This window comes from Caldimonas sp., assembly GCF_046291045.1.
GTDB lineage: Bacteria > Pseudomonadota > Gammaproteobacteria > Burkholderiales > Burkholderiaceae_C > Caldimonas.
In genome coordinates, this window is the sequence record NZ_JBKBSL010000016.1 from 20,365 (window position 1) to 42,733 (window position 22,369).

The following is a 22,369-nucleotide window of genomic DNA, read 5'->3' on the forward strand; positions in this document are numbered from 1 at the left end:
ATGCCTGCAGACGACTTCTTCCTGGCAGACGTGCGCCTGGGCAGCCGTTTCCTGCTCGGCACGGCCGGCTATCCCTCGCCCCAGGTGCTGCGCGAGGCCATCGCTGCCTCGGGCGCCGAAGTGGTCACCGTGGGCCTGAAGCGCCAGTTCGCCGCCGGCGCTGGCGACAACGGCTTCATCGACATCGTGCGCGACAGCGGCGCACGCCTGCTGCCCAACACCGCCGGTTGCCGCAGCGCCCGCGAGGCCGTCACCCTGGCTCAGATGGCGCGCGAGCTGCTGCAGACCCACTGGATCAAACTCGAGGTGGTGGGCGACGAACACACGCTGCAGCCCGATCCCTTCGAACTGGTGCAAGCTGCCCACCAGCTCGTGAAGGACGGTTTCGAGGTCTTCCCCTACTGCACCGACGATCTGGTGACCTGCCAGCGCCTGCTAGATGCGGGTTGCCGCATCCTCATGCCCTGGGGAGCGCCCATCGGCTCGGGCCAGGGGCTGCTCAACCCCTGGGCCCTGCGCACGCTGCGGGCGCGGCTGCCGGATGTCACGTTGATCGTCGACGCCGGCATCGGAGCCCCCTCACATGCCGCGCAGGCGATGGAACTGGGCTTCGATGCCGTGCTGCTGAACTCGGCGGTGGCCCATGCCCACGACCCGGTGGGCATGGCCGCGGCCTTCCGCCACGCGATCGAAGCGGGTCGCCTGGGTCACCGCTGCGGCCTGATCGAACCCCAGGCCATGGCCGTGGCCTCCACCCCCGTGGCCGGCCGGCCCTTCGACTTGTGAGGCCGCCCATCGTCTGGAGCATCGCCGGCTCCGATTCCGGTGGTGGGGCGGGCTTGCAGGCCGACCTGAAGGCCTTCGAAGCCTTCGATGTGCACGGCTGTACCGCCGTGGCCGCCATCACGGCACAACACTCGCGGGCGGTGCGCCGCATCGATGTGTTGGATGCCGAGGTGCTCGAGGCCCAGCTCGCCGCGCTGGCGGAGGATCTCCCGCCCCAGGCGATCAAACTCGGCCTGTTGGGCAGCGTCGACAACGTGCGGTGCGTGGCTCGCTGGGTGGACCGCCTGCGTGAGCACGCCCCGGTGGCCTTGGTGTTCGATCCGGTGCAAGGGGCCACCACCGGGGCGCGCTTCGCGGACGAGACCCTGCGCCAGGCCTTCCTGGATGAACTGATGCCGCGTGCGACCCTGGTCACCCCCCATCGCGGCGAAGCAGCTTGGCTGCTGGGCGAGGGGGGGCTCGACGAGCCGCGGCTGGCGGCGGCCGCCCGAGCCCTGCGTGCGCTGGGCGCAAGAGCCGTGGCAATCACTGGCGGCGACGCGGGCGGCGCGCTGGCGCGCGACTGGATCGCCACACCCCAGGCCGAGGGCTGGCTCGATCTACCACGCCTGTCCACCGTGCACCACCATGGCAGCGGTTGCGTGTTCGCGGCATCGGCCGCGGCCGCGCTGGCCTGGGGCCATTGCGAGGCCGATGCCCTGGTGCTGGCCAAGATGGCTACGGCCGAAGCCCTGCGTCGCAGCCATCCTGCAGGGCAGGGTGCCGGCCCGGTGCGACCGGGCTGGGGCTTCGCCCGCCGTTTGGAGAACCTCCCCCGGCTTCGCCTTGCCGACTGGGCGGTGGACGAGACGGAGGGCTTTGCGCCGTTGGAGCGTTCGGCCCTGGGTTTGTATGCCATCGTGGACAGCGCCGAGGGAGTCGAACGGCTGTTGGCCGCAGGGGTCCGCACCGTGCAACTTCGTATCAAGGCCGCAAGCGGCCCGGTTCTGCGCGACGCAGTGCGGCGCAGCGTACGCTTGGCGCGGGCGGTGGGCGCTCAACTCTTCATCAACGACCATTGGGCCCTGGCGCTGGAGGAGGGCGCCTATGGCGTGCATCTTGGACAGGAGGATTTGCTGACGCTGGGGGCGCAGGCCTGGAGCAGTTTGCGCCGTGCCGGTGTGCGCCTGGGCCTGAGCACTCACAGCCATTGGGAGGTCTGCCGCGCCCTGGCGCTGCGGCCGAGCTACATTGCCTGCGGGCCCATCCATCCCACCACGACCAAGGACATGCCTTGGATCCCGCAGGGCGAGGACAACCTGGCCTATTGGTGCCAGCTGCTCGACTGCCCGGTCGTGGCGATCGCCGGGATGGACGAAGCCCGGGCTCGCGAGGCCGCGCGTTGCGGCGCCGCCGGCGTGGCGGTGCTGCGCGGCCTCGGGCAGGCGTCCGACCTGCCGGCGGCCGTGCAGCGCCTGCATGCCGCCATCATGGAGGGCGCCTGGGGCCCGCGTCGCCCGGCGCCGTCCCGTGCCCGCCCCAGCCTGCCTGGCCCGGTGCCGCCCCCCCTGGGCGATACACTGCAGGCTGATACCGATCCACACCCCTTCCAACGATGACCGAAGCCACCGTCTCGCCCCAGCCCGTCCATGTGGTCCGTTCCGGCAAGCCGGCCGAGCCGGATGCGCCGCGCTGGCCCCGCCAGGCCGTGCTGGCCTTGTTCGATCTGCCCTTCAACGATTTGCTGTACCGGGCCCAGCAGGTGCACCGCCAGCACTTCGATGCCAACGAGGTACAACGCTCCACGCTGCTGTCCATCAAGACCGGTGGCTGCCCTGAGGACTGCAGCTACTGCCCCCAGTCGGTGCATTACGACACGGGCGTGCAGGCGGGCAAGCTGCTCGATGTGGAGGAGGTGCGCCGTGCTGCAATGGCCGCGAAGGAGCAGGGGGCCAGCCGCTTCTGCATGGGGGCGGCGTGGCGTGCTCCAAAGGACCGTGACATCGAGAAGGTGGCCGAACTGGTGCGCACAGTGAAGGACTTGGGCCTGGAGGCCTGCTGCACGCTGGGCATGCTCACCGACAGCCAGGCGCGCACGCTCAAGGCAGCGGGCCTGGACTACTACAACCACAACCTCGACACCGCCCCCGAGGCCTACGGTCGCATCATCAGCACACGCGACTACCAGGATCGCTTGGACACACTGGAGCATGTGCGCGCTGCCGGCATGCACGTGTGCAGCGGTGGCATCGTGGGCATGGGCGAGTCGCGCGAAGAGCGCGCCGGGCTGATCGCTCAGCTCGCCAACATGGACCCCTACCCCGAATCGGTGCCGATCAACCACCTGGTGCAGGTGGAGGGCACACCCCTGCACGGCCTGGACCCGCTCGACCCGCTCGAGTTCGTGCGCACGATCGCGGTGGCGCGTATCACCATGCCCACTGCCCGGGTGCGTCTATCAGCTGGGCGCCAGCAGATGAGCGAAGCCGTGCAGGCGCTGTGCTTTCTGGCCGGGGCCAACTCCATCTTCTACGGTGACAAGCTGCTGACCACCGGCAACCCGGATTGGGAGCGCGACCAGCGTCTCTTCGCCAAGCTGGGCTTGCGCAGCACCTGACGCGAACTGGACAGCGCGTTAGACGCGCTCATGCCATCATCCCGGCATGAAACCCGTTGTCCAGGAACTCGTCGAGCTGCTGCAGGTGGAGCAGCTCGAGCACAACCTCTTTCGCGGCGTGAGCGGCGACATTGGCAGCCCGCGCGTCTTTGGCGGCCAGGTGCTCGGCCAGGCCCTGATGGCTGCCGCGCGTACTGTGGATCCCTCGCGCCGAGTGCATTCGCTGCACGCCTACTTCCTGCGCCCTGGCGACAAAAACGCCCGCATCGTCTACGACGTCGACCGCATTCGCGACGGTGGCAGCTTCACCACACGGCGTGTGGTCGCCATCCAGCACGGCCAGCCCATCTTCAACTTCGCGGCCTCCTTCCATGTGAAGGAGGAGGGCGTGTCCCACGCCAGCGACATGCCTGCGGTGCCCGGCCCGCAAGGCCTGGCCAGCGAGTGGGAGCTGCGCCAGTCCTGGCTGCACAAGGTGCCGGAAACCCTGCGCGGTGTGCTGCATGCCGAGACGGCCATCGAGATCCGCCCGGTACAGCCGCTCGACGCCTTCAATCCGCCGCCCGCGGCCCCGCGCAACGATGCCTGGTTGCGCGCGGCCGACCGGCTGCCTGACGATCCGGTCCTGCACCAGGCCATGCTCGCCTACTCGTCGGACTTCGGCCTGCTGCGGCCGGCGCTGATGCCGCATGGCCTGAGCTTCTACAAGGGCAATGTCCAGGTGGTCAGTCTCGACCACGCGATGTGGTTTCACGGCGACTTCCGCATGGACGACTGGCTGCTCTACACCACCGAATCGCCCTGGGCCGGCGGGGCGCGCGGCTTCAGCCGGGGGCAGATCTATGCGCAAAACGGACGTCTCGTCGCCTCGGTGGCTCAGGAAGGATTGATGCGTTTGGTGAGGTCTCCTCGCGAGCGGGCGTGACGCCGGGGGGGCGGCGGTGACATACTGAAGCACCCGCCGCTCAGGAGAAAACCACATGCTGCGATGGCGCCCGCGCACCGTCCTCGTGGTGCTGTCTTCGGCCTTGGCGATGTCGGCCTCGTACGCCATGCTTCGCCTTGGAGACAAAGCCCCGCTGTTCACCACCGAGGCCGCCTTGGGAGGCAAGAGCTTCCAGTTCCAGTTGTCTCGGGCACTCGCACGCGGCCCCGTGGTGCTGTATTTCTATCCCAAGGCCTTCACCTCGGGCTGCACCTATGAAGCCAACCTGTTTGCCCAAGCCAGTGAGCGTTTCCAGTCCTTGGGCGCGACCGTGATCGGTGTGTCGAACGACGATATCGAGACGCTCAAGCGCTTCTCCGTGGAGGCCTGCCGCAACAAGTTCGCGGTCGGCGCAGACCAGGGCGCGTGGATCATTCGAGCCTACAAGGCCCAGATCGCATCCCGCCCGGACATGGCCGACCGAATCTCCTACGTGATCGGTCAGGACGGCAAGATCGTCCACGTTCACCACGGGGCCAACCCGGAAGGGCATGTGGCTGCGACCCTGAAAGCCGTGGAGCAGATCCAACGGGCCGCAACTCGGTGAGTCATCTTCAGCTCGTGACTCCAGGCTTTATACGATTTGACATAATATACATTATCGATCATAAAAAGGTCGATGAAAAAGGGCCGCGACCCTCTGTGGGTGGCGGCCCTGGCGGGATGTTGACGTCTGGGTTCAGGGTGCGAAGCTGAAGTTCACAGTCTGGTCTGAAGCAGACAGGTCGACCGGCACCGTCTGATCGACCTTGCCGGGCGCACGCACCTGCACGGTGTACCGGGCGGCCGCAGCGGTGTCTGTGATGAAGGTGTAGCTCGTGGCCGAGGCGCTGTAGCCCGCGTGGGCCGGTGCGGCGATCGGCAGGCTGAACTCGTACATGCCGGTGTCCGCATCCGCCGGACGGGCCGTCCACTCGATGGTGCGGCCGCCGACCGTCTGCAGGGCGCGCACGAGGGCGCCGTCGGGCACCTCGGACGAGCCGCTGAGGCCGACCGTACCCGAGACCCTGCGCATGGCGCTTTCTGTCAGGGGGATCGGCGCGGCTGCTGGGTTGATCGTCGTGCGGCCGGTGTCCGACACCGGGACGCCGGTCATGACCAGCGTGACCCGGCCGTCGGCAGCGACCACCAGGTCGTAGCTGCCGGCCGGCACAGGCGACAGCAGGAAACGGCCTTGGGCATCCGTCACGGTGGCACGCACGACCTCACCTTGCTGTTGCAGCGAGACGGCCGCACCGGTGGACGGCAGGCCCGCCAGATGACCTTCCACCGACAGGCCGCCGTTGTCGATTCTGGGCAAGGCCCTCAGAACCGGCTTGAGCAGATAGCGACCGGACTGCCCTGCCCGCACCACCGACCTGCAGGCGTCGAAGTCCAGCACCACATCTGCCGTTTCCCCTTCCGCCACGGTCAGGTTCACCGGGATCTTCAGGCCCGTCTGTTGCCCGCTGGGCGTTTGGAGGGCCACTTCGCCTGCGCCGGTGAGGACGACCGAGTTGGCCGCTGGGTTGGTGGCACCGTTGGCTGCCAGCACCAGGCGCAACTGGGTGTAGGTGCCGGCAGGCAGGGTCGTCGTGCCCAGCTCTTCCAGCACGCCATTGGTGAGCGTAAGCAGATCGATCCGCCGAGGCGGGTCGAGCACCAGGCTCTGCCAGCCGCCGTCGTTGTCGTCGGCATCGCTGCTGCGGTGCACGTCCACCCGCACCACGGTCACGTTCACCTTGTCATACCCGCAGGCGGGCGCGTCGGTCAGCGCCACACGCAGATTGCCTTGGCCAGAAGCCGATGACCCCCCCCCTTCCACCGCATGCGGCGGCCAAGATGGATACGGCCAATGCCGTGCAAACCGTTCGGAAGTGTGTCCAGGAGAGCTTCATAGTCAGATCGACTCCTCTATCCGTTGCCCAATGAATGGGAGGTTATCCCATCCATTTCGATCCGAGGCGGCTCTCGAGGTCACAACGGTTTCAACCGGTAACCGGGCGGCGGAAGCCCCAGGCGTCGTTCTTGGTCTCGGAGCGAGATCCTCCTGCCTCCTGTAGGATGGCGCTCAAGCCGGCCGCAGCCAGTCCAGTTGGTCCAGAGCCGCGAGGAAATCAGGCACTTGGTCGTCCCGCAGGCGATCGATACCCGCGGCCGCTGCTCGCCCTCCTCCGCCGAAACGGCGGCACAAGGCGTCGGCGGGGACCACACTGTCTTGGGGCGCCCGAAGGCTGACGAGGTAGCCGCCGTTCCTGGACTGAAGCACCACCTGCGCTCGCGCCGGATCGCGCTGGACCATCTCGTTGGCCAGCACTCCCACGACACGTCGACTCCAGGGGGCATCGGGCAGTTCCCGCACCACCGTGCGCGCGCTTTCCCACCGCAGTGGGGCACGCAGGCCTTGTTCGAGATCCGCGCAGCGACGTTCGTCGAGTTGCGCAAACACCGGGTCGCTTGCCCAAGCCTGCAAAGGGTCGGGGTGGCGTCGTAGGTGTTCGAACAGTTCTGCAGGCGCCAGCAGCACATCGGTGGGCGTGTCCCCGTAGGCGTTGTAATTGATGGCCTCGCCCAGACGACGCAGCACGGCCCGCTGGGCAGCATCCCAGCCTGCGGCCTCGGCCAGCCGGTCGGCCTCGGCACCCAGGTTGTCACCGTAGGCGCCCACCAGCGCCCAGGCGCGGTGGCGGCCTTGCAGGAAGCGATCCATCAACAGGCTGGTGCACAGACGCGGGTCGCCGTCGAGATGGGCCTGCAGTTGCGGATGCACCGGCACCTCGCCAGGATGATGGTGATCGAAATACCGCACTCGTGCCCCTTGCGCCAGCAGCCGCCGAAGCGCCGGGCCATTGCGTTGCATGGACAGGTCGCACACCAGTATGTCGTCGCCCGGGCCGGCTTGCACCCGATCGAGCAGTTCGATGTCGCGTTTCAGCCCGGTGACCAGTTCGGCTTGGGCCGGGTGAGCCAGCCGCCACTGCACGACGGCGCACAGTCCGTCGGCATCTCCGTTGCAGACATCGATGAAGCGGCTCATTGGGACGAGTTGTATTGCGGCGTTTAGGATGTCGGTGGACCCGGGGTTCTGTCCGACGACAGGGTCGCCATCGCGTTCAGCACCTCCTCGTCGTCCACCTGATGGAAGTCTTCATAGTGCCCCCCCACGCTGCGGAAGTCCGTGGGCTGGTGCAGGCAGACGATCCGATCGGCCTCGCCGGCCAGCAGGCTCAGGCTGTCTGCTGCGGCCACCGGCACGGCAAGCACCACCGAGGCAGGATCCGACCGTGACAAGGCGCGCAGGGCCGCGCGCATTGTGGTGCCGGTGGCCACTCCGTCGTCCACCACGATCACCGTGCGCCCTTGCAGTTCGGGCAGAAACCGGCCCTCACGGTACCGCCGACGCCGGCGTTCGATCTCGCGCACGGCCTCAGCCTGTTGCAAAGCGAGGTAGGATCCGTCGGCTCCGGTGTCTCGGCAGGCGATCTCGTCGACCACCGTGATGGGCGGCTGGCCCTCGACCACGGCGGCCACCGCCAACTCGGGTTGGCCTGGGGCGCCGATTTTGCGCACCAGCAGCAGGTCCAGAGGCGCTCCGAGGCGTCGAGCGATGGGCGCAGCCACCAGCACGCCTCCGCGCGGCAAGGCCAGCACCAGGGGCTGCGGGTTGGGGTCGGCCGCGAGCGCCTCCGCCAGCTGCCTGCCTGCCTCGTGCCGATCTCGAAACGCCGCTCTCATGAGCCTCTCCTCGCACAACGGTCGGCGCGCTGCGGCCGGCCCGTGTGGCAAGGATAAAGCGGCTTGCGTGGGTGGGCGAGCGGCATCATGGCGGCCGGGGCGCGGAGCGCCCCATCCAGCGCCGGCTTGCGCCTCAAGACAGCGCGGCAATCACCTCGGGTGGGGCTTGCACGAGCTCGATCAGCACCCCCTCTCCGCTCAGCGGGAACTCCTCGTTGCCCTTGGGATGGATGAAACAGATGTCGTGACCGGCGGCGCCTTTGCGGATGCCGCCGGGCGCAAAGCGCAACCCCTTGGCGCTGAGCCACGCCACCGCCTGGGGCAAGTCGTCCACCCACAGGCCCACATGGTTCAGCGGCGTGGTGTGCACTGCGGGTTTTTTCTCGGGGTCCAGCGGCTGCATGAGATCGACCTCCACCGCCGCGGGGCCGTGACCAAGCTCGCAGATGTCTTCGTCGACATTCTCGCGTTCCGAGACGAAGTGGCTCTTGACGTTGAGCCCCAGCAGGTCCACCCACAGCGCACGCAGGCGCTGCTTGTCGGGCCCGCCGATGGCGATCTGTTGGATGCCCAGCACTTTGAAGGGTCTGTCGTGAGGGGCTGCACTCATTCGAACCTCAGGATGGGTTGGTCAACCGACAGGCTCTCCCCGGGCGCCGCAAGGATCTCGGCCACCACGCCGTCGCGCGCGGCGGTGAGGATGTTCTCCATCTTCATCGCCTCGATCACCGCCAGGCGCTCGCCGGCCTGCACGGCCTGCCCCACCTGCACCTGCACCTGTGTGAGCAGGCCGGGCATCGGTGAGAGCAGGAACTTGCTCGTATCCGGCGGCGCCTTGTAGGGCATCAGCTTGAACAGCTCCGCCCCGCGCGGCGAGAGCACCTGGGCGTCGATGCGCACGCCGTTGTGCATCACCTGCAGCCACACGCCGTGGCGTTCGATCTGTGCCGTGAAGGGCCGGCCATTGCAACGGCCGCTGGCGCGCACGCCGCCGAAGCGCCAGTCTTTGTCGATCTCGTAGCAGCGGTCGCCAATGTTGACCGTGATCGCCCCGCCACCGTTGCCGGCCACCCGCACGGGATGGTGGGCATGCTGCCCCTGTTCGCCTTTCACGACCACGACGTAGTCGATCGCCATGCGTGCCTCGTGGCCCGGCATCTGACCGCTGATGCCCATTGCCCTGTCACGGTACTTGCGATGGGCCGCGGCAGCCAGCGCCACAGGGAACAGGGGATCCTCGTGCGTCACGTTGTGGGTGGAGAAGCCCCGGGGATAGTGCTGCGCAATGAAGCCGGTGTTGAAGCGCCCGGCCTGGAAATCGGGGTGTGCCAGCAGCGCAGCCTGGAAGGGAATGTTGCTGGCGACGCCGCGGATCACGAAGCCGTTGAGGGCCTCGCGCATCTTTGCGATGGCTTCGGCTCGATCGCGCCCGTGCACGATGAGCTTGGCGATCATCGAGTCGTAGTACATCGGGATCTCGCCGCCTTCATAGACGCCGGTATCCACTCTCACCCCGCCTGCCTCGGGCACGGGCTGTGCGGCCTCCATCGTGGTGGTGGGCGGCAGGTAGCGCACCAGCCGCCCGGTGGAGGGCAGAAAATTGCGGAACGGATCCTCGGCGTTGATGCGGCATTCCATCGCCCAGCCGTGGCGACGGATATCGCCCTGGCCAAAAGGCAGCTGCTCACCCGCGGCCACGCGGATCATCAGCTCCACCAGGTCGAGCCCGGTGATGCATTCGGTCACCGGGTGCTCCACCTGCAGGCGGGTGTTCATCTCCAGGAAGTAGAAGCTCTGGTCTTTGCCGACCACGAACTCCACCGTGCCCGCGCTCTGGTACTTCACGGCCTTCGCCAGCGCCACGGCCTGCTCGCCCATGGCCTTGCGGGTGGCCTCGCTGATGAAGGGGCTGGGGGCTTCCTCGATCACCTTCTGGTGGCGGCGCTGGATGGAGCACTCGCGCTCCCACAGGTACACGACGTTGCCATGGCTATCGCCCAGCACCTGGATCTCGATGTGGCGTGGCTCCTCGACGAACTTCTCGATGAAGACCCGGTCGTCGCCGAAGCTGTTACGCGCTTCATTCCGGCACGAGGCGAAGCCCTCGTGGGCTTCCTTGTCGTTATAGGCCACGCGCAGGCCCTTGCCGCCGCCGCCTGCACTGGCCTTGATCATCACGGGGTAGCCGATCTCGCGTGCGATCTCCACCGCCCGCTCGGGCGATTCGATCGCATCGTTCCAGCCAGGGATGGTGTTGACACCGGCTTCCCTGGCCAGCTTCTTCGAGGCGATCTTGTCGCCCATGGCCGCGATGGAGTAATGCTTCGGACCGATGAAGACCAGCCCCTCCTCTTCCACGCGCCGCGCGAAGTCCTCGTTCTCGGACAAGAAGCCGTAGCCCGGATGGATGGCCTGGGCCCCCGTGCGCTTGGCCGCTGCAATGATCTTGTCGGCCACCAGGTAGGACTCGCGGCTGGGCGCCGGGCCCAGCAGCACGGCCTCATCGGCCAGCTCGACATGCAAGGCGTCCTTGTCGGCCTCGGAATACACCGCCACCGTCTGGATGCCCAGCTTCCGGGCGGTCTTGATGACGCGGCAGGCGATCTCGCCCCGATTCGCGATCAGTATCTTCTTGAACATGTTGAGGCTCCCGAGCGGTCAGAGGGGGATGTTCCCGTGCTTGCGCCAGGGGTTGTCGAGCTTTTTGTCCTTGAGCATCGCCAGGCTGCGGCAGATGCGCTTGCGGGTCTCGTGGGGCTGGATCACGTCGTCGATGAAGCCGCGCGCGCCGGCCACGAAGGGGTTGGCAAAGCGCGACTTGTACTCGGCCTCGCGGGCGGCCAGCTTGGCCGGGTCGGCCTTGTCTTCGCGGAAGATGATCTCCACCGCGCCTTTGGCACCCATCACCGCGATCTCGGCATTGGGCCAGGCGAGGTTCACGTCGCCGCGCAGGTGCTTGGAAGCCATCACGTCGTAGGCGCCGCCATAGGCCTTGCGGGTGATGATGGTGATCTTGGGCACCGTGGCTTCGGCATAGGCATAGAGCAGCTTGGCGCCATGCTTGATGATGCCGCCATACTCCTGGCTGGTGCCGGGCATGAAGCCGGGCACATCGACGAAGGTGACCACCGGGATGTTGAAAGCATCGCAAAAGCGCACGAAGCGCGCGGCCTTGATCGAGCTCTTGATGTCCAGGCAGCCCGCCAGCACCAGCGGCTGGTTGGCCACGAAGCCCACGCTTTGCCCATCCATGCGTCCGAAACCGATCACGATGTTTTGCGCATAGTCGGGTTGCAGCTCGAAGAAATCGCCGTCGTCCACAACCTTCAGGATGGCTTCTTTGATGTCATAGGGCTTGTTGGGGTTTTCGGGCACCAGGGTGTCGAGGGAATAGTCAAGCCGGTGGGCCGGGTCGCCGCTGGGGCGTACGGGGGCCTTTTCGCGGTTGTTCAGCGGCAGGTAATTGAAGAAGCGCCGCAGCATCTGCAGCGCCTCGACGTCGTTCTCGAAGGCCAGGTCGGCCACGCCGCTCTTGGTGGTGTGGGTGGTGGCGCCGCCGAGCTGCTCGGCGGTCACTTCCTCGTGCGTGACGGTCTTCACCACCTCGGGGCCCGTCACGAACATGTAGGATGAATCCTTGACCATGAAAATGAAGTCGGTCATGGCCGGGCTGTAGACCGCGCCCCCCGCGCACGGCCCCATGATCAGGCTGATCTGCGGGATCACGCCCGAGGCCAGCACGTTGCGCTGGAACACCTCGGCGTAGCCGCCCAGCGAGGCCACGCCTTCTTGGATGCGGGCACCGCCCGAGTCGTTCAGGCCGATGACTGGTGCGCCCACCTTCATCGCCTGGTCCATCACCTTGCAGATCTTCTCGGCATGGGCCTCGGACAGCGCGCCGCCGAAGACGGTGAAGTCTTGGCTGAACACGAACACCAGGCGGCCGTTGATGGTGCCGTAGCCGGTCACCACGCCGTCGCCAGGGATCTTGGTGTCTGCCATGCCGAAGTCGGCACAGCGGTGCTCCACGAACATGTCCCATTCCTCGAAGCTGCCGTCATCGAGCAGCAGCTCCAGGCGCTCGCGCGCCGTCAACTTGCCCTTGGCATGCTGGGCGTCGATGCGCTTCTGGCCCCCGCCCAGGCGGGCCGCAGCGCGCTTTCTTTCCAGTTCTTCGAGGATGTGTTGCATGGGGACTCCGTCTTCGGGGATGTCGGGTCAATGGGCCAAGGGAGGCTCGGGGGCAAAGAGGGCCAGCAAGCGGCGCGCCGCGGTGGAGGCCGGCAAGGTGCCCGCCTCCACCTGGCGGGTGACCTCACCGAGCTGGCCGGCTACGTCGGGGTGGTGGATGAAGCGGTGGCGCAGCCCGGCATGCACGCTGTCCCACATCCAGGCCAGGGCCTGGCGGCGGCGGCGCGCTTCGAGTCGGCCGTTGGCCGTCTGCAGTTCGCGGTAGCGCGACACCGCCTGCCAGAAGCGGTCCAGGCCTTCGGCTTTCAGCGCGCTCAACTGCATCACCTGGGGGTGCCAGACCTTCTCGTCGTGGTGGGCGTGGTCCGGGTGGCCGTGCTGGCTCAGCAGCCGCAGCGACGAGGTGATCTGCGCCTGGGCCCGTGTGGCCGCGGCAGGGTCGAGGTCGGCCTTGTTGATCACCACCAGGTCGGCCAGCTCCATCACGCCTTTCTTGATGGCCTGCAGGTCGTCGCCGGCATTGGGCAGTTGCAGCAGCACGTACAGGTCGGTCATCCCGGCCACCGCGGTTTCGCTCTGGCCCACGCCCACCGTCTCGACGATCACGATGTCGTAGCCGGCAGCCTCGCACACCAGCATCGCTTCGCGCGTCTTTTCGGCCACACCGCCCAACGTCCCACCCGACGGGCTGGGGCGGATGTAGGCCTGCGAATGCATCGACAGCCGCTCCATGCGTGTCTTGTCGCCCAGGATGGAACCACCGGACACGCTGGAGGAGGGATCGATCGCCAGCACCGCCACGCGGTGTCCCTGCCCGATCAGGAACAGGCCCAGGGCCTCGATGAAGGTGCTCTTGCCCACGCCGGGCACGCCGGAGATGCCCAACCGGAAGCTGCGTCCACTGTGGGGCAGCAATCGCGTGAGCAGTGCATCGGCGCGCTCGCGGTGATCGTCACGGGTGGATTCGAGCAGCGTGATCGTCTTGGCCATCGCCCGGCGCTGCGCGGCACCGGGTTCGCCCAGCACCTGCGACAGCAGCGTCGCATCCGCGGGCGGCAAGGCCGACGCAAGCGGTTCGGACGGGCCGCGCGGGTTCACGGCGCTCAGGCCCGCTTGAGTTGGGCGCGGATGTGCTCGAGCACGTCCTTGGCCGATGCCGGGATGGGCGTGCCGGGCCCATAGATGCCCTTGACCCCTGCCTCGTAGAGGAACTCGTAGTCCTGGCGCGGCACCACGCCGCCGACGAAAACGATGATGTCGTCCGCGCCCTGCGCACGCAGCGCCTCGATGATGGCCGGCACCAGGGTCTTGTGGCCGGCCGCCAGCGTGGAGATACCCACGGCATGCACGTCGTTCTCGATGGCCTGGCGGGCGCATTCCTCGGGGGTCTGGAAAAGCGGCCCGATGTCCACGTCGAAACCCAGGTCGGCATAGGCCGTGGCCACCACCTTGGCGCCGCGGTCGTGACCGTCCTGGCCCAGCTTGGCGATCATCACGCGCGGACGGCGGCCGGCCTCTTCGGCGAAGGCGGCGATCTCGGCCTTCAGTTGTTCCCAGCCTTCGGCCGAATCATAGGCAGCGGCATACACCCCGGTCACCTTCTGTGTGTCGGCGCGGTGGCGCCCCCAGACCTTTTCCAGCGCATCGCTGACCTCGCCCACCGTGGCCCGCACGCGCATGGCCTGGATGGACAGTTCCAGCAGATTACCCTGACCTGTCTGGGCGCACCGCGTCAACGCCTCGAGTGCAGACTGCACGGCTTTCGCGTCGCGCGTGGCACGCAGGCGCTGCAGCCGCTCGATCTGCTGCTGGCGCACCTTGAGGTTGTCCACCTCGAGGATGTCGATCGGATCTTCCTTGTCCAGCCTGTACTTGTTGACGCCGACGATCACGTCCTTGCCCGAGTCGATGCGCGCCTGCTTCTCCGCCGCGCTGGCTTCGATCTTGAGCTTGGCCCAACCGGAATCCACTGCCTTGGTCATCCCTCCCATCGCCTCGACCTCCTCGATAAGGGACCAGGCCTTGTCGGCCATCTCTTGGGTGAGCCGCTCCATCATGTAGGAGCCTGCCCAGGGGTCGATCACGTTGCAGATGTGGGTCTCTTCCTGGATGATGAGCTGGGTGTTGCGCGCGATGCGGGCCGAGAACTCGGTGGGCAGTGCGATCGCCTCGTCGAAGCTGTTCGTGTGCAGGCTTTGCGTGCCACCGAACACCGCCGCCAGGGCTTCGATCGTGGTGCGCACGATGTTGTTGTAGGGGTCTTGCTCGGTGAGCGACCAGCCCGAGGTCTGGCAGTGGGTGCGCAGCATCAGGCTTTTGGGGTTCTTGGCACCGAAGCCGGTCATGATGCGATGCCACAGCAGGCGAGCGGCCCGCATCTTGGCGATCTCGAGATAGAAGTTCATCCCGATGGCCCAGAAGAAGCTGAGCCGTCCGGCGAACTCGTCCACGTCCAGGCCTTTGGCCAGCGCGGTCTTCACATACTCCTTGCCGTCGGCCAGCGTGAAGGCCAGCTCCAGCGCCTGGTTGGCGCCGGCCTCCTGCATGTGGTAGCCCGAGATGCTGATCGAGTTGAACTTCGGCATCTTCTTGGCCGTGTACTCGATGATGTCGCCGATGATCCGCATGCTCGGCTCGGGCGGGTAGATGTAGGTGTTGCGGACCATGAACTCCTTGAGGATGTCGTTCTGGATGGTTCCGCTGAGTTGGTCCTGCGCGACGCCTTGCTCTTCGGCCGCGATCACGTACCCTGCCAGCACCGGCAACACCGCGCCGTTCATGGTCATGCTGACACTGACCCGGTCGAGCGGGATGCCGTCGAACAGGATCTTCATGTCCTCGACCGAATCGATGGCCACGCCCGCCTTGCCCACGTCGCCGGTCACACGCGGATGGTCGCTGTCGTAGCCGCGGTGGGTGGCCAGATCGAAGGCGACCGACACGCCTTGGGCGCCAGCCGCCAAGGACTTGCGATAAAAGGCATTCGATTCCTCGGCCGTGGAGAAACCTGCGTACTGGCGGATCGTCCAGGGCCGGGAGGCATACATCGTGGCCTGGGGGCCACGCACGAAGGGGGGGAAACCGGGCAACGTGTTGGTGTAGGGCAGGCCTTGCAGGTCTTCGGCCGTGTAGAGGGGCTTGACCACCAAGCCCTCGGGCGTGACCCAGTTCAGGGCGTCGAGCCGTCCTCCGGGGGCAGCCTTGGCGGCGGCCTTCTTCCAGGCGTCGAGATCGGCAGGGGCAAGGGGCGCGGGGTTGGGATCGGCCATGGTGGACTTCCGTGTCGAGGCCCCGGCCGGCGGCCGGGACGGTGCAGCATACGCCCGGTGACGGTGCAGTCCAAGCAGGCCGCCGCGTACCACCAGGCGCATGGCGGCATCATAATTCAAAATTGAATTATAGACACCCACCCGTACTTTCGGCGACACTACCGGGATGAACAGCCCTGCCCCGCCGCCTTCGCTGCGCGACCGGCCCCTGTACGAGCAGGTGGCCGAGCGGCTGCGCGAACGCATCCTGGCGCACAGCCTGCCGCCGGGCAGTTGGATCGACGAGCAGGCTCTGGTGCGCGATTACGGCATCAGCCGCACGCCGCTGCGCGAGGCCCTGAAGGTGCTGGCCTCAGAGGGCTTGGTGACGATACGGCCGCGACGCGGAGCCTATGTGACCGAGGTGTCCGAGCGTGACACGCGAGAGGTCTATCACCTGCTGATGCTGCTGGAAAGTGACGCAGCCGCCGAGGTGGCGCAGCGCGCGTCGGCCGCACAGTTGGCCGAACTGGAGGCCTTGCATGCCCAACTGGAGGAGGCCGTGCACGACCGGGAGGCCTTCTTTGCCCTGAACGAGGCCTTCCACATGCGCTTGCTGGAGATCGCAGACAACCGGTGGCGGGTGCAGATCGTGACCGACCTGCGCAAGGTGATGAAGCTCAACCGTCACAACTCGCTGCTCAGCGAGGGGCGCCTGACCCAGTCACTGAAGGAGCACCAGGACATGCTGGCCGCCTTACGCCAGCGCGATGCCGAGGCAGCCCGCGCCTTGACCCAAGCACATTTCCGCCAGGGCCTGCAGGCCGCACGGTCGGTGGCGCCTCGGGCCACGGGGGGCGCGACGGCCGATCAGTCCTCGTCGGAGAAGGGCTCGGCGTCGATCGCGGCGTCGTGACGGATCAGGTCGCCTTGCACCGGACCAAGCAAGGGCTTGTCCAACGGACGGCACACGCGGCTTTGCAAGCGCTTGAGGCGCTCAGAGCGCTCCATTGCGTCCAGCACGGACTGCGGGTCCATCATCAGGGCAAAGGGATTGGCAGCGGTGGTGTGCAAGCGAGGCATGGATCGCTCCTTGGGCGTTGACCATGGCCTCACTGTAGGCTGCCCGCGGCCTCCCCGGCAGTGGACGATTTGCCAAAAGGTCTGTCAGCGTGTTTCCGACACGCTGTCGGCAGTCGCAGTCGGTTCCGACGCTCTGCGCTCGATGTCGCGTGCCAGGGTCACCCGGTGGACCGATCGGGCGAAATCGGCCGCCGTCAGGCCGTCGTGGTTGCGCAGCCTCGGGTCGGCCCCGGCGTGCAGCAAGGCCTGGGCACCGGCCTCGCTGCCATAGCGCGCAGCCATCATCAAAGGTGTGTTGCCATTGGGCGCACGCGCATCCAGCGGTGCGCCGTGGCCAATGAGCCATTGGACCAAGAGGGGCTGGGATCCGGCGGCCGCGTAGTGCAGTGGTGTCCAGCCGGGCCGGTCCAGCCGGGCACCGCGTACCAGGAGAGCCCGGCTCAGTTCCAGTTGCCCGCGCAGCGCTGCCAGCATCAGCGGTGTTTCTCCAGCGGCGTTGGGGTGGTCGAAGTGGAAATCCGGATGCTGCACCAGCGCCAGTGCCGCAGCGTAGGCTTCGTAATGGAAGGCCAGACTCAACGGACTGCGGCCCTCGGGATCGACGGTGTTCGGGTCGAAGCCACGGGCGAACAAGGCACTCAGGGTGCGAGGGTCGTCCGCACGAATGGCGCGGAAGAAGTCATCATACGATCCGGCGCTTGCTGAGGAAAAACAAATGATGACAATGAGATATAATATTTTCCTCAAGTGTTGCATGAACATATGGTCCTCTGGCGGCATGGCCTCAACCCGGCGCGGGGATGCCGAACAGACGCTCGAAGTTGCGAGTGGTCGCCTGCGCCACCGCCTCGATGCTCAGGCCCTTGAGCCGGGCCAGTTCGGCGGCCACGTGGGGCACGTACGAGGGATTGTTCAGCTTGCCGCGGTGTGGCACCGGGGCCAGGTAAGGGCTGTCCGTCTCGATCAGGCAGCGATCCAGAGGCACCTCGGCGGCGACCTCGCGCAGCCCGGCGGCATTCTTGAAGGTGAGGATGCCCGAGAAGGAGATGTGGAAGCCCCGCTCGAGCGCGGCACGCGCCACTTCGCGTGTTTCGGTGAAACAGTGGAAGACCCCGCCAACCTCGGCGGCCCCTTCCTCGTCGATCAGGCGCAGCGTGTCCTCGGCCGCTGACCGGGTGTGGATCACCAGGGGCTTGCCGGTGGCCCGCGCGGCGCGGATGTGCACGCGGAAACGCTCGCGCTGCCAGGCCATGTCGGCCACCGTGCGCGTGCCCAGGCGGTAGTAGTCGAGGCCCGTCTCGCCCAGGGCGACGACCTTCGGTTGGCGGGCCAGGGCGATCAGGTCGTCCACGGTGGGTTCACGCACCCCTTCGTTGTCGGGGTGCACGCCTGCGGTGGCCCAGAAATTGTCGTGCTCGCGCGCGAGCGCATGGACCTCGTCGAACTCCTCCAGCGTCGTGCAGATGCACAAGGCCCGGTCCACATGGGCTTCGGCCATGGCGGCACGGATGGCCGGCAGGTGTTCACGCAGTTCAGGAAAGCTCAGATGGCAGTGGGAATCGACGAACATGGCTTGAAGGGCTTCAGCCGGGGGGGCCGCGCACAGCGCAGTGTGCCGCAGGCGCTTGCGGCCCGTGCGCGTAGGCACAGCTGCCCACAGGCTTTACGGGGGCACGGCGGGCCGCTCCGCCGGCAGGTCAGAGGGTTTGGGTCGGCTTGGCTGACTGGATCGCTGTGCCCAGCAGCTCCTCGATCTTGAGCTTGAGCAGCCGCGACTTCTCGTCGTTGGGGAAGCGCACGCCCACCCCCTGCGTGCGACCGCCCGAGGCGTTGGCCGGGGTGATCCAGGCCACCTTGCCGGCCACGGGGTAACGCTGGGGGTCGTCGGGCAGCGACAGCAGCAGGTAGATGTCCTCGCCGAGCCGGTACTCGCGTGTGGTGGGAACGAACAGCCCGCCGTCGGCGAACACGGAAATGTAGGCAGCGTACAGGGCGCCCTTTTCGCGGAACACCAGTTGAATGACGCTCGGGCGTGCCGGCGAGCCTCCGACGGCTGCCGGGGTCAGGATGTTGGGCGGGCGGCTGTTCGGTTCGCTCATCCGGCGCAGTGTAAGGCGCGGCTTGCGCCGCTCACAAGGGACTCGGTGGTGAGCCCGGCGTTCCAGGGATGCTCGTCGTGACGTGCAACACGTTTGAGCTCGGCGTGCCAGGCCAGCAACGGGGCCAGCCGGGGCTGCAGGCCGGTCCAGGCCGCCGGGGTGAAGTAGCGAGGGGTACCGCCCACCGCCAGCCGCAGCCCATCCTCGCAGCATCGGCTCAGGGCATCGACCAGCATGGGCACCGACCAGCCCGCCACGGCCCCGACCTCCCCGGCCGCCAGTGCGCGGGGCAGGCGCGTCCAAGCCTCGGGGCGCACGCCCAGGCGGTGCAGTTCGAGCGCGGCCAGTGGCAGCCCCCCGGCCGCATCCAGCAGCACTTCCGGCGCGTCCACACCCTGTGCGCCCAACCAGGCCAGGGCCTGATCGCGCGGCGCGCCCGGCAGCGACACGAGCTGACAGCGGCTGCGCAGCGTGGGCAGCAGGCGGTCAGGCGCCCCGGTGCACAGGATGAAGCGCGCCAGGCCGGGCGGTTCTTCCAGGGTCTTGAGCAGGGTATTGGCCGACACGGCGTTCATGCGCTCGGCCGGGTGGATCAGCACCACCTGCGCCTGGCCCCGCGAGGAGGTCTGCTGCGCAAACTCGATCGCAGCGCGCAGCGCCTCGACCCGGATGTCCTTGCTCGGCTTGGCCTTGCTTGAGGCCGTGTCGCCCTCGGACGGGAGCGCCCAGCCCAGGGTCTCGGCCAGGGCCTCGGGTACGAGCACTCGAAGGTCTGGGTGCGTGCGCGAGCGCACCAGGGCGCAGGCGGCACACTGGCCACAGGCCGTTGCGTCAGCCTGCGGAGCCTCGCACAGCCAGGCCTGGGCCACCGCCAGCGCGAGTTCGAGCTGGCCTGCCGCCGCCGGGCCGTGCAGCATCAGGGCGTGGCCGCGCAGGCCGCGCAGGACGGCCGGAAGCAGCGGCTCCAACCAGGGCAGCAGGGACACGGTCACAGCCCCCGGGCCGCCAGGGCGACCTCCACCTGAGCCCGAACGACTTCGAGCGGGGCGTCGGAGTGGATCACGACGAAACGGTGTGGATACGCCCGCGCGCGCTCGCGATAGCCTTCAGCCACCCGCTCGAAGAAACGCTGGGGCTCTTGCTCGAAGCGGTCAGGCGCGCGGGCATGTGCCAGGCGCTGCGCCGCCACCGCCGGCGGCACATCGAACCACAGGGTGAGGTCGGGTTGCCGGCCCTCTTGCACCCAGGCTTCGAGCTGGGCCAGCACGGTCGTGTCGAAGCCGCGTCCGGCCCCCTGGTAGGCAAAGGTGGCATCGGTGAAGCGGTCGCAGACCACGGTGGCACCCCGGGCCAGGGCGGGCTCGATCACCTGGCGCAGGTGATCCCGCCGCGCGGCGAAGATCAGCAGGGCCTCGGTCAGTGCATCCATCGGCCGGTGCAGGAGGAGCTCGCGCAGGGCCTCGGCCAGCGCGGTGCCGCCCGGCTCGCGTGTGTGCACCACCTCGCGGCCCTGGGCGCGCAGGCGTTCGACCATGGCCGTCACATGGGTCGACTTGCCGGCGCCGTCGATGCCTTCGACGGTGATGAAGCGGCACTCGGGCAGGGACACGGCTGGCATCAGGGGCCTCCACGCTGGTAGCGGTTGACGGCGCGGTTGTGCTCGGCCAGGGTCTCGCTGAACACGCTGGTGCCGTCACCGCGTGCGACGAAGTACAGTGCCCGCGTGGGCTGCGGGTTCACGGCCGCCAGCAGCGACCGCTTGCCCGGCATCGCAATGGGCGTGGGCGGCAGGCCGCTGCGGGTGTAGGTGTTGTAGGGCGTGTCCGTCTCCAGATCGCGCCGGCGCAGGTTGCCGTCGAAGGACGCGCCCAGGCCGTAGATGACGGTCGGGTCGGTCTGCAGCCGCATGCCGATGCGCAGGCGGTTGACGAAGACCCCGGCCACCAGGCCGCGATCGGCCTCCAGGCCGGTTTCCTTCTCGACGATGGAGGCCAGGATCAGGGCCTCCTCGGGCGTGCGCAGCGGCAGGTCGCTCGCGCGCTGTTCCCAGGCGGCGGCCAGGCGGCGCTCCATCGCGTGTAGGGCCCGGCGCAGCACGGCCAGATCGCTGCTGCCGCGGCTGTAGGCGTAAGTGTCCGGGAAGAAACGGCCCTCGGGATGCACACCGGGGCGTCCCAGGGCTTCCATCACCTGGGCGTCGCTCATGGCCGCCGTGTCCGCGCGCAGGCCTTCGGCGCGGGCCAGCTCGGCGCGGAACTGACGGAAGGTCCAGCCCTCGATCAGACGCACGGTGACCAGCGTCTCGTCGCCCAGCACCATCTTTTCCAGCAGCGCGCGGGGGGAGGTGCCTGCGGCCACTTCGTAGCTGCCGGCGCGGATGCGGCGCGCCTGGCCCGACCAGCGGAACCATTCGTAGAGCAGCCTCGGCGAGGTCTGCACGCCCGCGGTCACCCAGGCCTCGGCGATGGCGCGCGGGCTCATGCCCGGCTCCACCGATAGCTCGACGGTGGGCGTCGCCAGGGTCAGCGGGCGATGCAGCCACCAGGCTGCCGCACCAGCCAGGGCCAGCGCGGCGAGCACACACAGGAGCAGCAGGCGTCGCAGCAGTTTCATCGGGGTCCAGGGCCGGCAGGCCCGCCCCGCGGCGGGCAGGGACTCGGGGCCGTGATCATAATAGACGCATGACTGCAGCCCCGGACGAGACCCTGGCCCTTGCCGCCGCGCGCCTGGAAGGCGCCACCCCCCTGCCCCACCTCGGCGTGATCGTTGCCACCGGCGAAGACGCCGCCAGCTTCCTGCATGCCCAGCTCACCCAGGACATCGCCCATCTGCCCCCGGGCGAAGCCCGCCTGGCCGGTTATTGCTCGCCCAAGGGGCGGCTGCTGGCGACCTTCATCGTCTGGCGCGACGCCGACGATCGCGTCGCGCTGGCCTGCAGCGCCGATCTTCTGCCCTCCGTGCTCCAGCGGCTGTCGATGTTCGTGCTGCGTGCCAAAGTGCGGCTCAGCGATGGCTCGTCGCAGCGACGTGTGGTGGGGCTTTGCGGCGCCGCGGCACGGCAGAGCCTGCCGTTGCAGCCCTGGGCGATGGCCGAATCTTGGGGCGGGCGGCTGATCCGCCTGCCTGACGTGGCCGGCCAGGCGCGTGCCCTGTGGGTCGGCCCCGTCGAGGCCGCCCCGCCCGTCCTGGAGTGCCCGGGCACGCTGAACGAGGCCGGCTGGCTGTGGCTGGAGGTGCAAAGCGGCATCCCGCGTATCACGGCGGCCACTGCCGACCAGCTCGTGCCGCAGATGGTCAACCTGGAAAGTGTGGGCGGCGTCCACTTCAAGAAGGGGTGCTACCCTGGCCAGGAGGTGGTGGCCCGCAGCCAGTTCCGCGGCACGCTCAAGCGACGGGGCTTCCTGGTGCATGGCCCCACGGCGTTGGCACCCGGCCAGGAGATTTTCCACAGCAGCGATCCGGCCCAGCCCAGCGGGCTGGTCGTGCTGGCTGCGCCCGACCCGCGAGGGGGCTGGGCGGGCTTGGCCGAACTGAAGCTGTCGGCCACCGAGGGGGGCTCACTGCACGCTGGCAGCTTGGAGGCTGCGGTCCTGACGTTGGCGCCGGTGCCCTACCCCCTGCTGGCCGATGTTTGAAGACCGGGTGTGGCGGTTCAGGATCCAGGGGC

Annotated in this window: 22 protein-coding genes; 7 read left to right on the plus strand and 15 right to left on the minus strand. The window is 67.9% G+C overall.

The features are described 5' to 3' along the window. Genes ACK4ZD_RS07675 through ACK4ZD_RS07695 form a run of 5 tightly spaced genes read left to right on the plus strand, consistent with a single transcriptional unit; the run spans position 1 to position 4,914 of the window. Positions 1 to 786, plus strand: a complete 786-nt coding sequence (locus ACK4ZD_RS07675) for a thiazole synthase (protein ID WP_409660210.1) — start codon at positions 1 to 3, stop codon at positions 784 to 786. Continuing rightward, positions 783 to 2,384: a bifunctional hydroxymethylpyrimidine kinase/phosphomethylpyrimidine kinase gene (gene thiD, locus ACK4ZD_RS07680; RefSeq protein WP_409660211.1), complete on the plus strand. Its 1,602-nt coding sequence runs from the start codon at positions 783 to 785 to the stop codon at positions 2,382 to 2,384. Before ACK4ZD_RS07675 ends, thiD begins: the two co-directional genes overlap by 4 nt. Then, the gene (bioB, locus tag ACK4ZD_RS07685; RefSeq protein ID WP_409660213.1) at positions 2,381 to 3,382 is read left to right on the plus strand and encodes a biotin synthase BioB; all 1,002 of its coding nucleotides are present in this window, start codon (positions 2,381 to 2,383) and stop codon (positions 3,380 to 3,382) included. The genes thiD and bioB overlap by 4 nt, the downstream gene beginning before the upstream one ends. Positions 3,383 to 3,428: 46 nt before the next feature. Further along, complete coding sequence (gene tesB / locus ACK4ZD_RS07690) at positions 3,429 to 4,307, plus strand: acyl-CoA thioesterase II (RefSeq protein ID WP_409660215.1); 879 nt, start codon at positions 3,429 to 3,431, stop codon at positions 4,305 to 4,307. A gap of 55 nt (positions 4,308 to 4,362) precedes the next feature. Then, positions 4,363 to 4,914: a peroxiredoxin gene (locus ACK4ZD_RS07695; protein WP_409660216.1), complete on the plus strand. Its 552-nt coding sequence runs from the start codon at positions 4,363 to 4,365 to the stop codon at positions 4,912 to 4,914. Positions 4,915 to 5,046: 132 nt separating this feature from the next. On the opposite strand, the gene ACK4ZD_RS07700 is transcribed toward ACK4ZD_RS07695, so the two are convergent. The 8 genes from ACK4ZD_RS07700 to scpA form a co-directional block, all read right to left on the minus strand. Further along, a complete protein-coding gene (locus tag ACK4ZD_RS07700; RefSeq protein ID WP_409660218.1) occupies positions 5,047 to 6,126 on the minus strand; it encodes a DUF4382 domain-containing protein in 1,080 nt (359 codons plus the stop codon). Between the two features lie 291 nt (positions 6,127 to 6,417). Then, positions 6,418 to 7,383 carry a DHHA1 domain-containing protein gene (locus tag ACK4ZD_RS07705; RefSeq protein ID WP_409660220.1) on the minus strand — a complete coding sequence of 322 codons (966 nt, stop codon included), beginning with the start codon at positions 7,381 to 7,383 and terminating at the stop codon, positions 6,418 to 6,420. Between the two features lie 23 nt (positions 7,384 to 7,406). Then, positions 7,407 to 8,081 carry a phosphoribosyltransferase gene (locus ACK4ZD_RS07710; protein WP_409660222.1) on the minus strand — a complete coding sequence of 225 codons (675 nt, stop codon included), beginning with the start codon at positions 8,079 to 8,081 and terminating at the stop codon, positions 7,407 to 7,409. A gap of 133 nt (positions 8,082 to 8,214) precedes the next feature. Then, positions 8,215 to 8,691 (minus strand): VOC family protein, encoded by a 477-nt coding sequence (locus tag ACK4ZD_RS07715; RefSeq protein ID WP_409660223.1) that lies wholly within the window; start codon positions 8,689 to 8,691, stop codon positions 8,215 to 8,217. After that, the gene (gene accC / locus ACK4ZD_RS07720; RefSeq protein WP_409660225.1) at positions 8,688 to 10,721 is read right to left on the minus strand and encodes an acetyl-CoA carboxylase biotin carboxylase subunit; all 2,034 of its coding nucleotides are present in this window, start codon (positions 10,719 to 10,721) and stop codon (positions 8,688 to 8,690) included. The genes ACK4ZD_RS07715 and accC overlap by 4 nt, the downstream gene beginning before the upstream one ends. An 18-nt stretch (positions 10,722 to 10,739) precedes the next feature. Next, complete coding sequence (locus tag ACK4ZD_RS07725) at positions 10,740 to 12,272, minus strand: acyl-CoA carboxylase subunit beta (protein WP_409660227.1); 1,533 nt, start codon at positions 12,270 to 12,272, stop codon at positions 10,740 to 10,742. 27 nt (positions 12,273 to 12,299) lie between these two features. Continuing rightward, positions 12,300 to 13,370, minus strand: coding sequence for a methylmalonyl Co-A mutase-associated GTPase MeaB (gene meaB / locus ACK4ZD_RS07730; protein ID WP_409660228.1), 1,071 nt, complete (start codon positions 13,368 to 13,370; stop codon positions 12,300 to 12,302). Between the two features lie 5 nt (positions 13,371 to 13,375). Beyond that, complete coding sequence (gene scpA, locus ACK4ZD_RS07735) at positions 13,376 to 15,541, minus strand: methylmalonyl-CoA mutase (RefSeq protein WP_409660230.1); 2,166 nt, start codon at positions 15,539 to 15,541, stop codon at positions 13,376 to 13,378. A gap of 166 nt (positions 15,542 to 15,707) precedes the next feature. On the opposite strand from scpA, the gene ACK4ZD_RS07740 reads away from it, so the two are divergent. Next, positions 15,708 to 16,436 (plus strand): GntR family transcriptional regulator, encoded by a 729-nt coding sequence (locus ACK4ZD_RS07740; RefSeq protein ID WP_409660232.1) that lies wholly within the window; start codon positions 15,708 to 15,710, stop codon positions 16,434 to 16,436. Here ACK4ZD_RS07740 and ACK4ZD_RS07745 read toward each other — a convergent pair. From ACK4ZD_RS07745 to mltG, 7 genes are all read right to left on the minus strand, one after another. Continuing rightward, positions 16,391 to 16,603 (minus strand): hypothetical protein, encoded by a 213-nt coding sequence (locus ACK4ZD_RS07745; RefSeq protein ID WP_409660234.1) that lies wholly within the window; start codon positions 16,601 to 16,603, stop codon positions 16,391 to 16,393. The genes ACK4ZD_RS07740 and ACK4ZD_RS07745 overlap by 46 nt on opposite strands. 84 nt (positions 16,604 to 16,687) lie before the next feature. Beyond that, the gene (locus ACK4ZD_RS07750) at positions 16,688 to 17,383 is read right to left on the minus strand and encodes an ankyrin repeat domain-containing protein (RefSeq protein ID WP_409660235.1); all 696 of its coding nucleotides are present in this window, start codon (positions 17,381 to 17,383) and stop codon (positions 16,688 to 16,690) included. Positions 17,384 to 17,387: 4 nt separating this feature from the next. Continuing rightward, positions 17,388 to 18,173, minus strand: coding sequence for a TatD family hydrolase (locus ACK4ZD_RS07755; protein WP_409660237.1), 786 nt, complete (start codon positions 18,171 to 18,173; stop codon positions 17,388 to 17,390). 127 nt (positions 18,174 to 18,300) lie between these two features. Next, a complete protein-coding gene (locus ACK4ZD_RS07760; protein WP_409660239.1) occupies positions 18,301 to 18,702 on the minus strand; it encodes a PilZ domain-containing protein in 402 nt (133 codons plus the stop codon). Continuing rightward, a complete protein-coding gene (locus ACK4ZD_RS07765) occupies positions 18,699 to 19,688 on the minus strand; it encodes a DNA polymerase III subunit delta' (RefSeq protein ID WP_409660241.1) in 990 nt (329 codons plus the stop codon). The genes ACK4ZD_RS07760 and ACK4ZD_RS07765 overlap by 4 nt, the downstream gene beginning before the upstream one ends. Positions 19,689 to 19,690: 2 nt before the next feature. Beyond that, entirely contained in the window at positions 19,691 to 20,320 is a 630-nt protein-coding gene (gene tmk / locus ACK4ZD_RS07770; RefSeq protein ID WP_409660243.1) for a dTMP kinase, read from the minus strand. Next, complete coding sequence (gene mltG, locus ACK4ZD_RS07775) at positions 20,320 to 21,315, minus strand: endolytic transglycosylase MltG (RefSeq protein ID WP_409660245.1); 996 nt, start codon at positions 21,313 to 21,315, stop codon at positions 20,320 to 20,322. The genes tmk and mltG overlap by 1 nt, the downstream gene beginning before the upstream one ends. A 68-nt stretch (positions 21,316 to 21,383) precedes the next feature. On the opposite strand from mltG, the gene ACK4ZD_RS07780 reads away from it, so the two are divergent. Continuing rightward, positions 21,384 to 22,337: a YgfZ/GcvT domain-containing protein gene (locus ACK4ZD_RS07780; RefSeq protein WP_409660247.1), complete on the plus strand. Its 954-nt coding sequence runs from the start codon at positions 21,384 to 21,386 to the stop codon at positions 22,335 to 22,337. Positions 22,338 to 22,369: the final 32 nt, after the last annotated feature.

Excerpts from the sequence above, each read along its gene's own strand:
- ACK4ZD_RS07675 (WP_409660210.1), top strand. The coding sequence starts at position 1 with ATGCCTGCAGACGACTTCTTCCTGGCAGACGTGCGCCTGGGCAGCCGT.
- bioB (WP_409660213.1), top strand. The coding sequence starts at position 2,381 with ATGACCGAAGCCACCGTCTCGCCCCAGCCCGTCCATGTGGTCCGTTCC.
- tesB (WP_409660215.1), top strand. The coding sequence starts at position 3,429 with ATGAAACCCGTTGTCCAGGAACTCGTCGAGCTGCTGCAGGTGGAGCAG.
- ACK4ZD_RS07695 (WP_409660216.1), top strand. The coding sequence starts at position 4,363 with ATGCTGCGATGGCGCCCGCGCACCGTCCTCGTGGTGCTGTCTTCGGCC.
- ACK4ZD_RS07705 (WP_409660220.1), bottom strand. The coding sequence starts at position 7,383 with ATGAGCCGCTTCATCGATGTCTGCAACGGAGATGCCGACGGACTGTGC.
- ACK4ZD_RS07710 (WP_409660222.1), bottom strand. The coding sequence starts at position 8,081 with ATGAGAGCGGCGTTTCGAGATCGGCACGAGGCAGGCAGGCAGCTGGCG.
- ACK4ZD_RS07715 (WP_409660223.1), bottom strand. The coding sequence starts at position 8,691 with ATGAGTGCAGCCCCTCACGACAGACCCTTCAAAGTGCTGGGCATCCAA.
- accC (WP_409660225.1), bottom strand. The coding sequence starts at position 10,721 with ATGTTCAAGAAGATACTGATCGCGAATCGGGGCGAGATCGCCTGCCGC.
- ACK4ZD_RS07725 (WP_409660227.1), bottom strand. The coding sequence starts at position 12,272 with ATGCAACACATCCTCGAAGAACTGGAAAGAAAGCGCGCTGCGGCCCGC.
- scpA (WP_409660230.1), bottom strand. The coding sequence starts at position 15,541 with ATGGCCGATCCCAACCCCGCGCCCCTTGCCCCTGCCGATCTCGACGCC.
- ACK4ZD_RS07740 (WP_409660232.1), top strand. The coding sequence starts at position 15,708 with ATGAACAGCCCTGCCCCGCCGCCTTCGCTGCGCGACCGGCCCCTGTAC.
- ACK4ZD_RS07745 (WP_409660234.1), bottom strand. The coding sequence starts at position 16,603 with ATGCCTCGCTTGCACACCACCGCTGCCAATCCCTTTGCCCTGATGATG.
- ACK4ZD_RS07750 (WP_409660235.1), bottom strand. The coding sequence starts at position 17,383 with ATGCCGCCAGAGGACCATATGTTCATGCAACACTTGAGGAAAATATTA.
- ACK4ZD_RS07755 (WP_409660237.1), bottom strand. The coding sequence starts at position 18,173 with ATGTTCGTCGATTCCCACTGCCATCTGAGCTTTCCTGAACTGCGTGAA.
- ACK4ZD_RS07760 (WP_409660239.1), bottom strand. The coding sequence starts at position 18,702 with ATGAGCGAACCGAACAGCCGCCCGCCCAACATCCTGACCCCGGCAGCC.
- tmk (WP_409660243.1), bottom strand. The coding sequence starts at position 20,320 with ATGCCAGCCGTGTCCCTGCCCGAGTGCCGCTTCATCACCGTCGAAGGC.
- mltG (WP_409660245.1), bottom strand. The coding sequence starts at position 21,315 with ATGAAACTGCTGCGACGCCTGCTGCTCCTGTGTGTGCTCGCCGCGCTG.
- ACK4ZD_RS07780 (WP_409660247.1), top strand. The coding sequence starts at position 21,384 with ATGACTGCAGCCCCGGACGAGACCCTGGCCCTTGCCGCCGCGCGCCTG.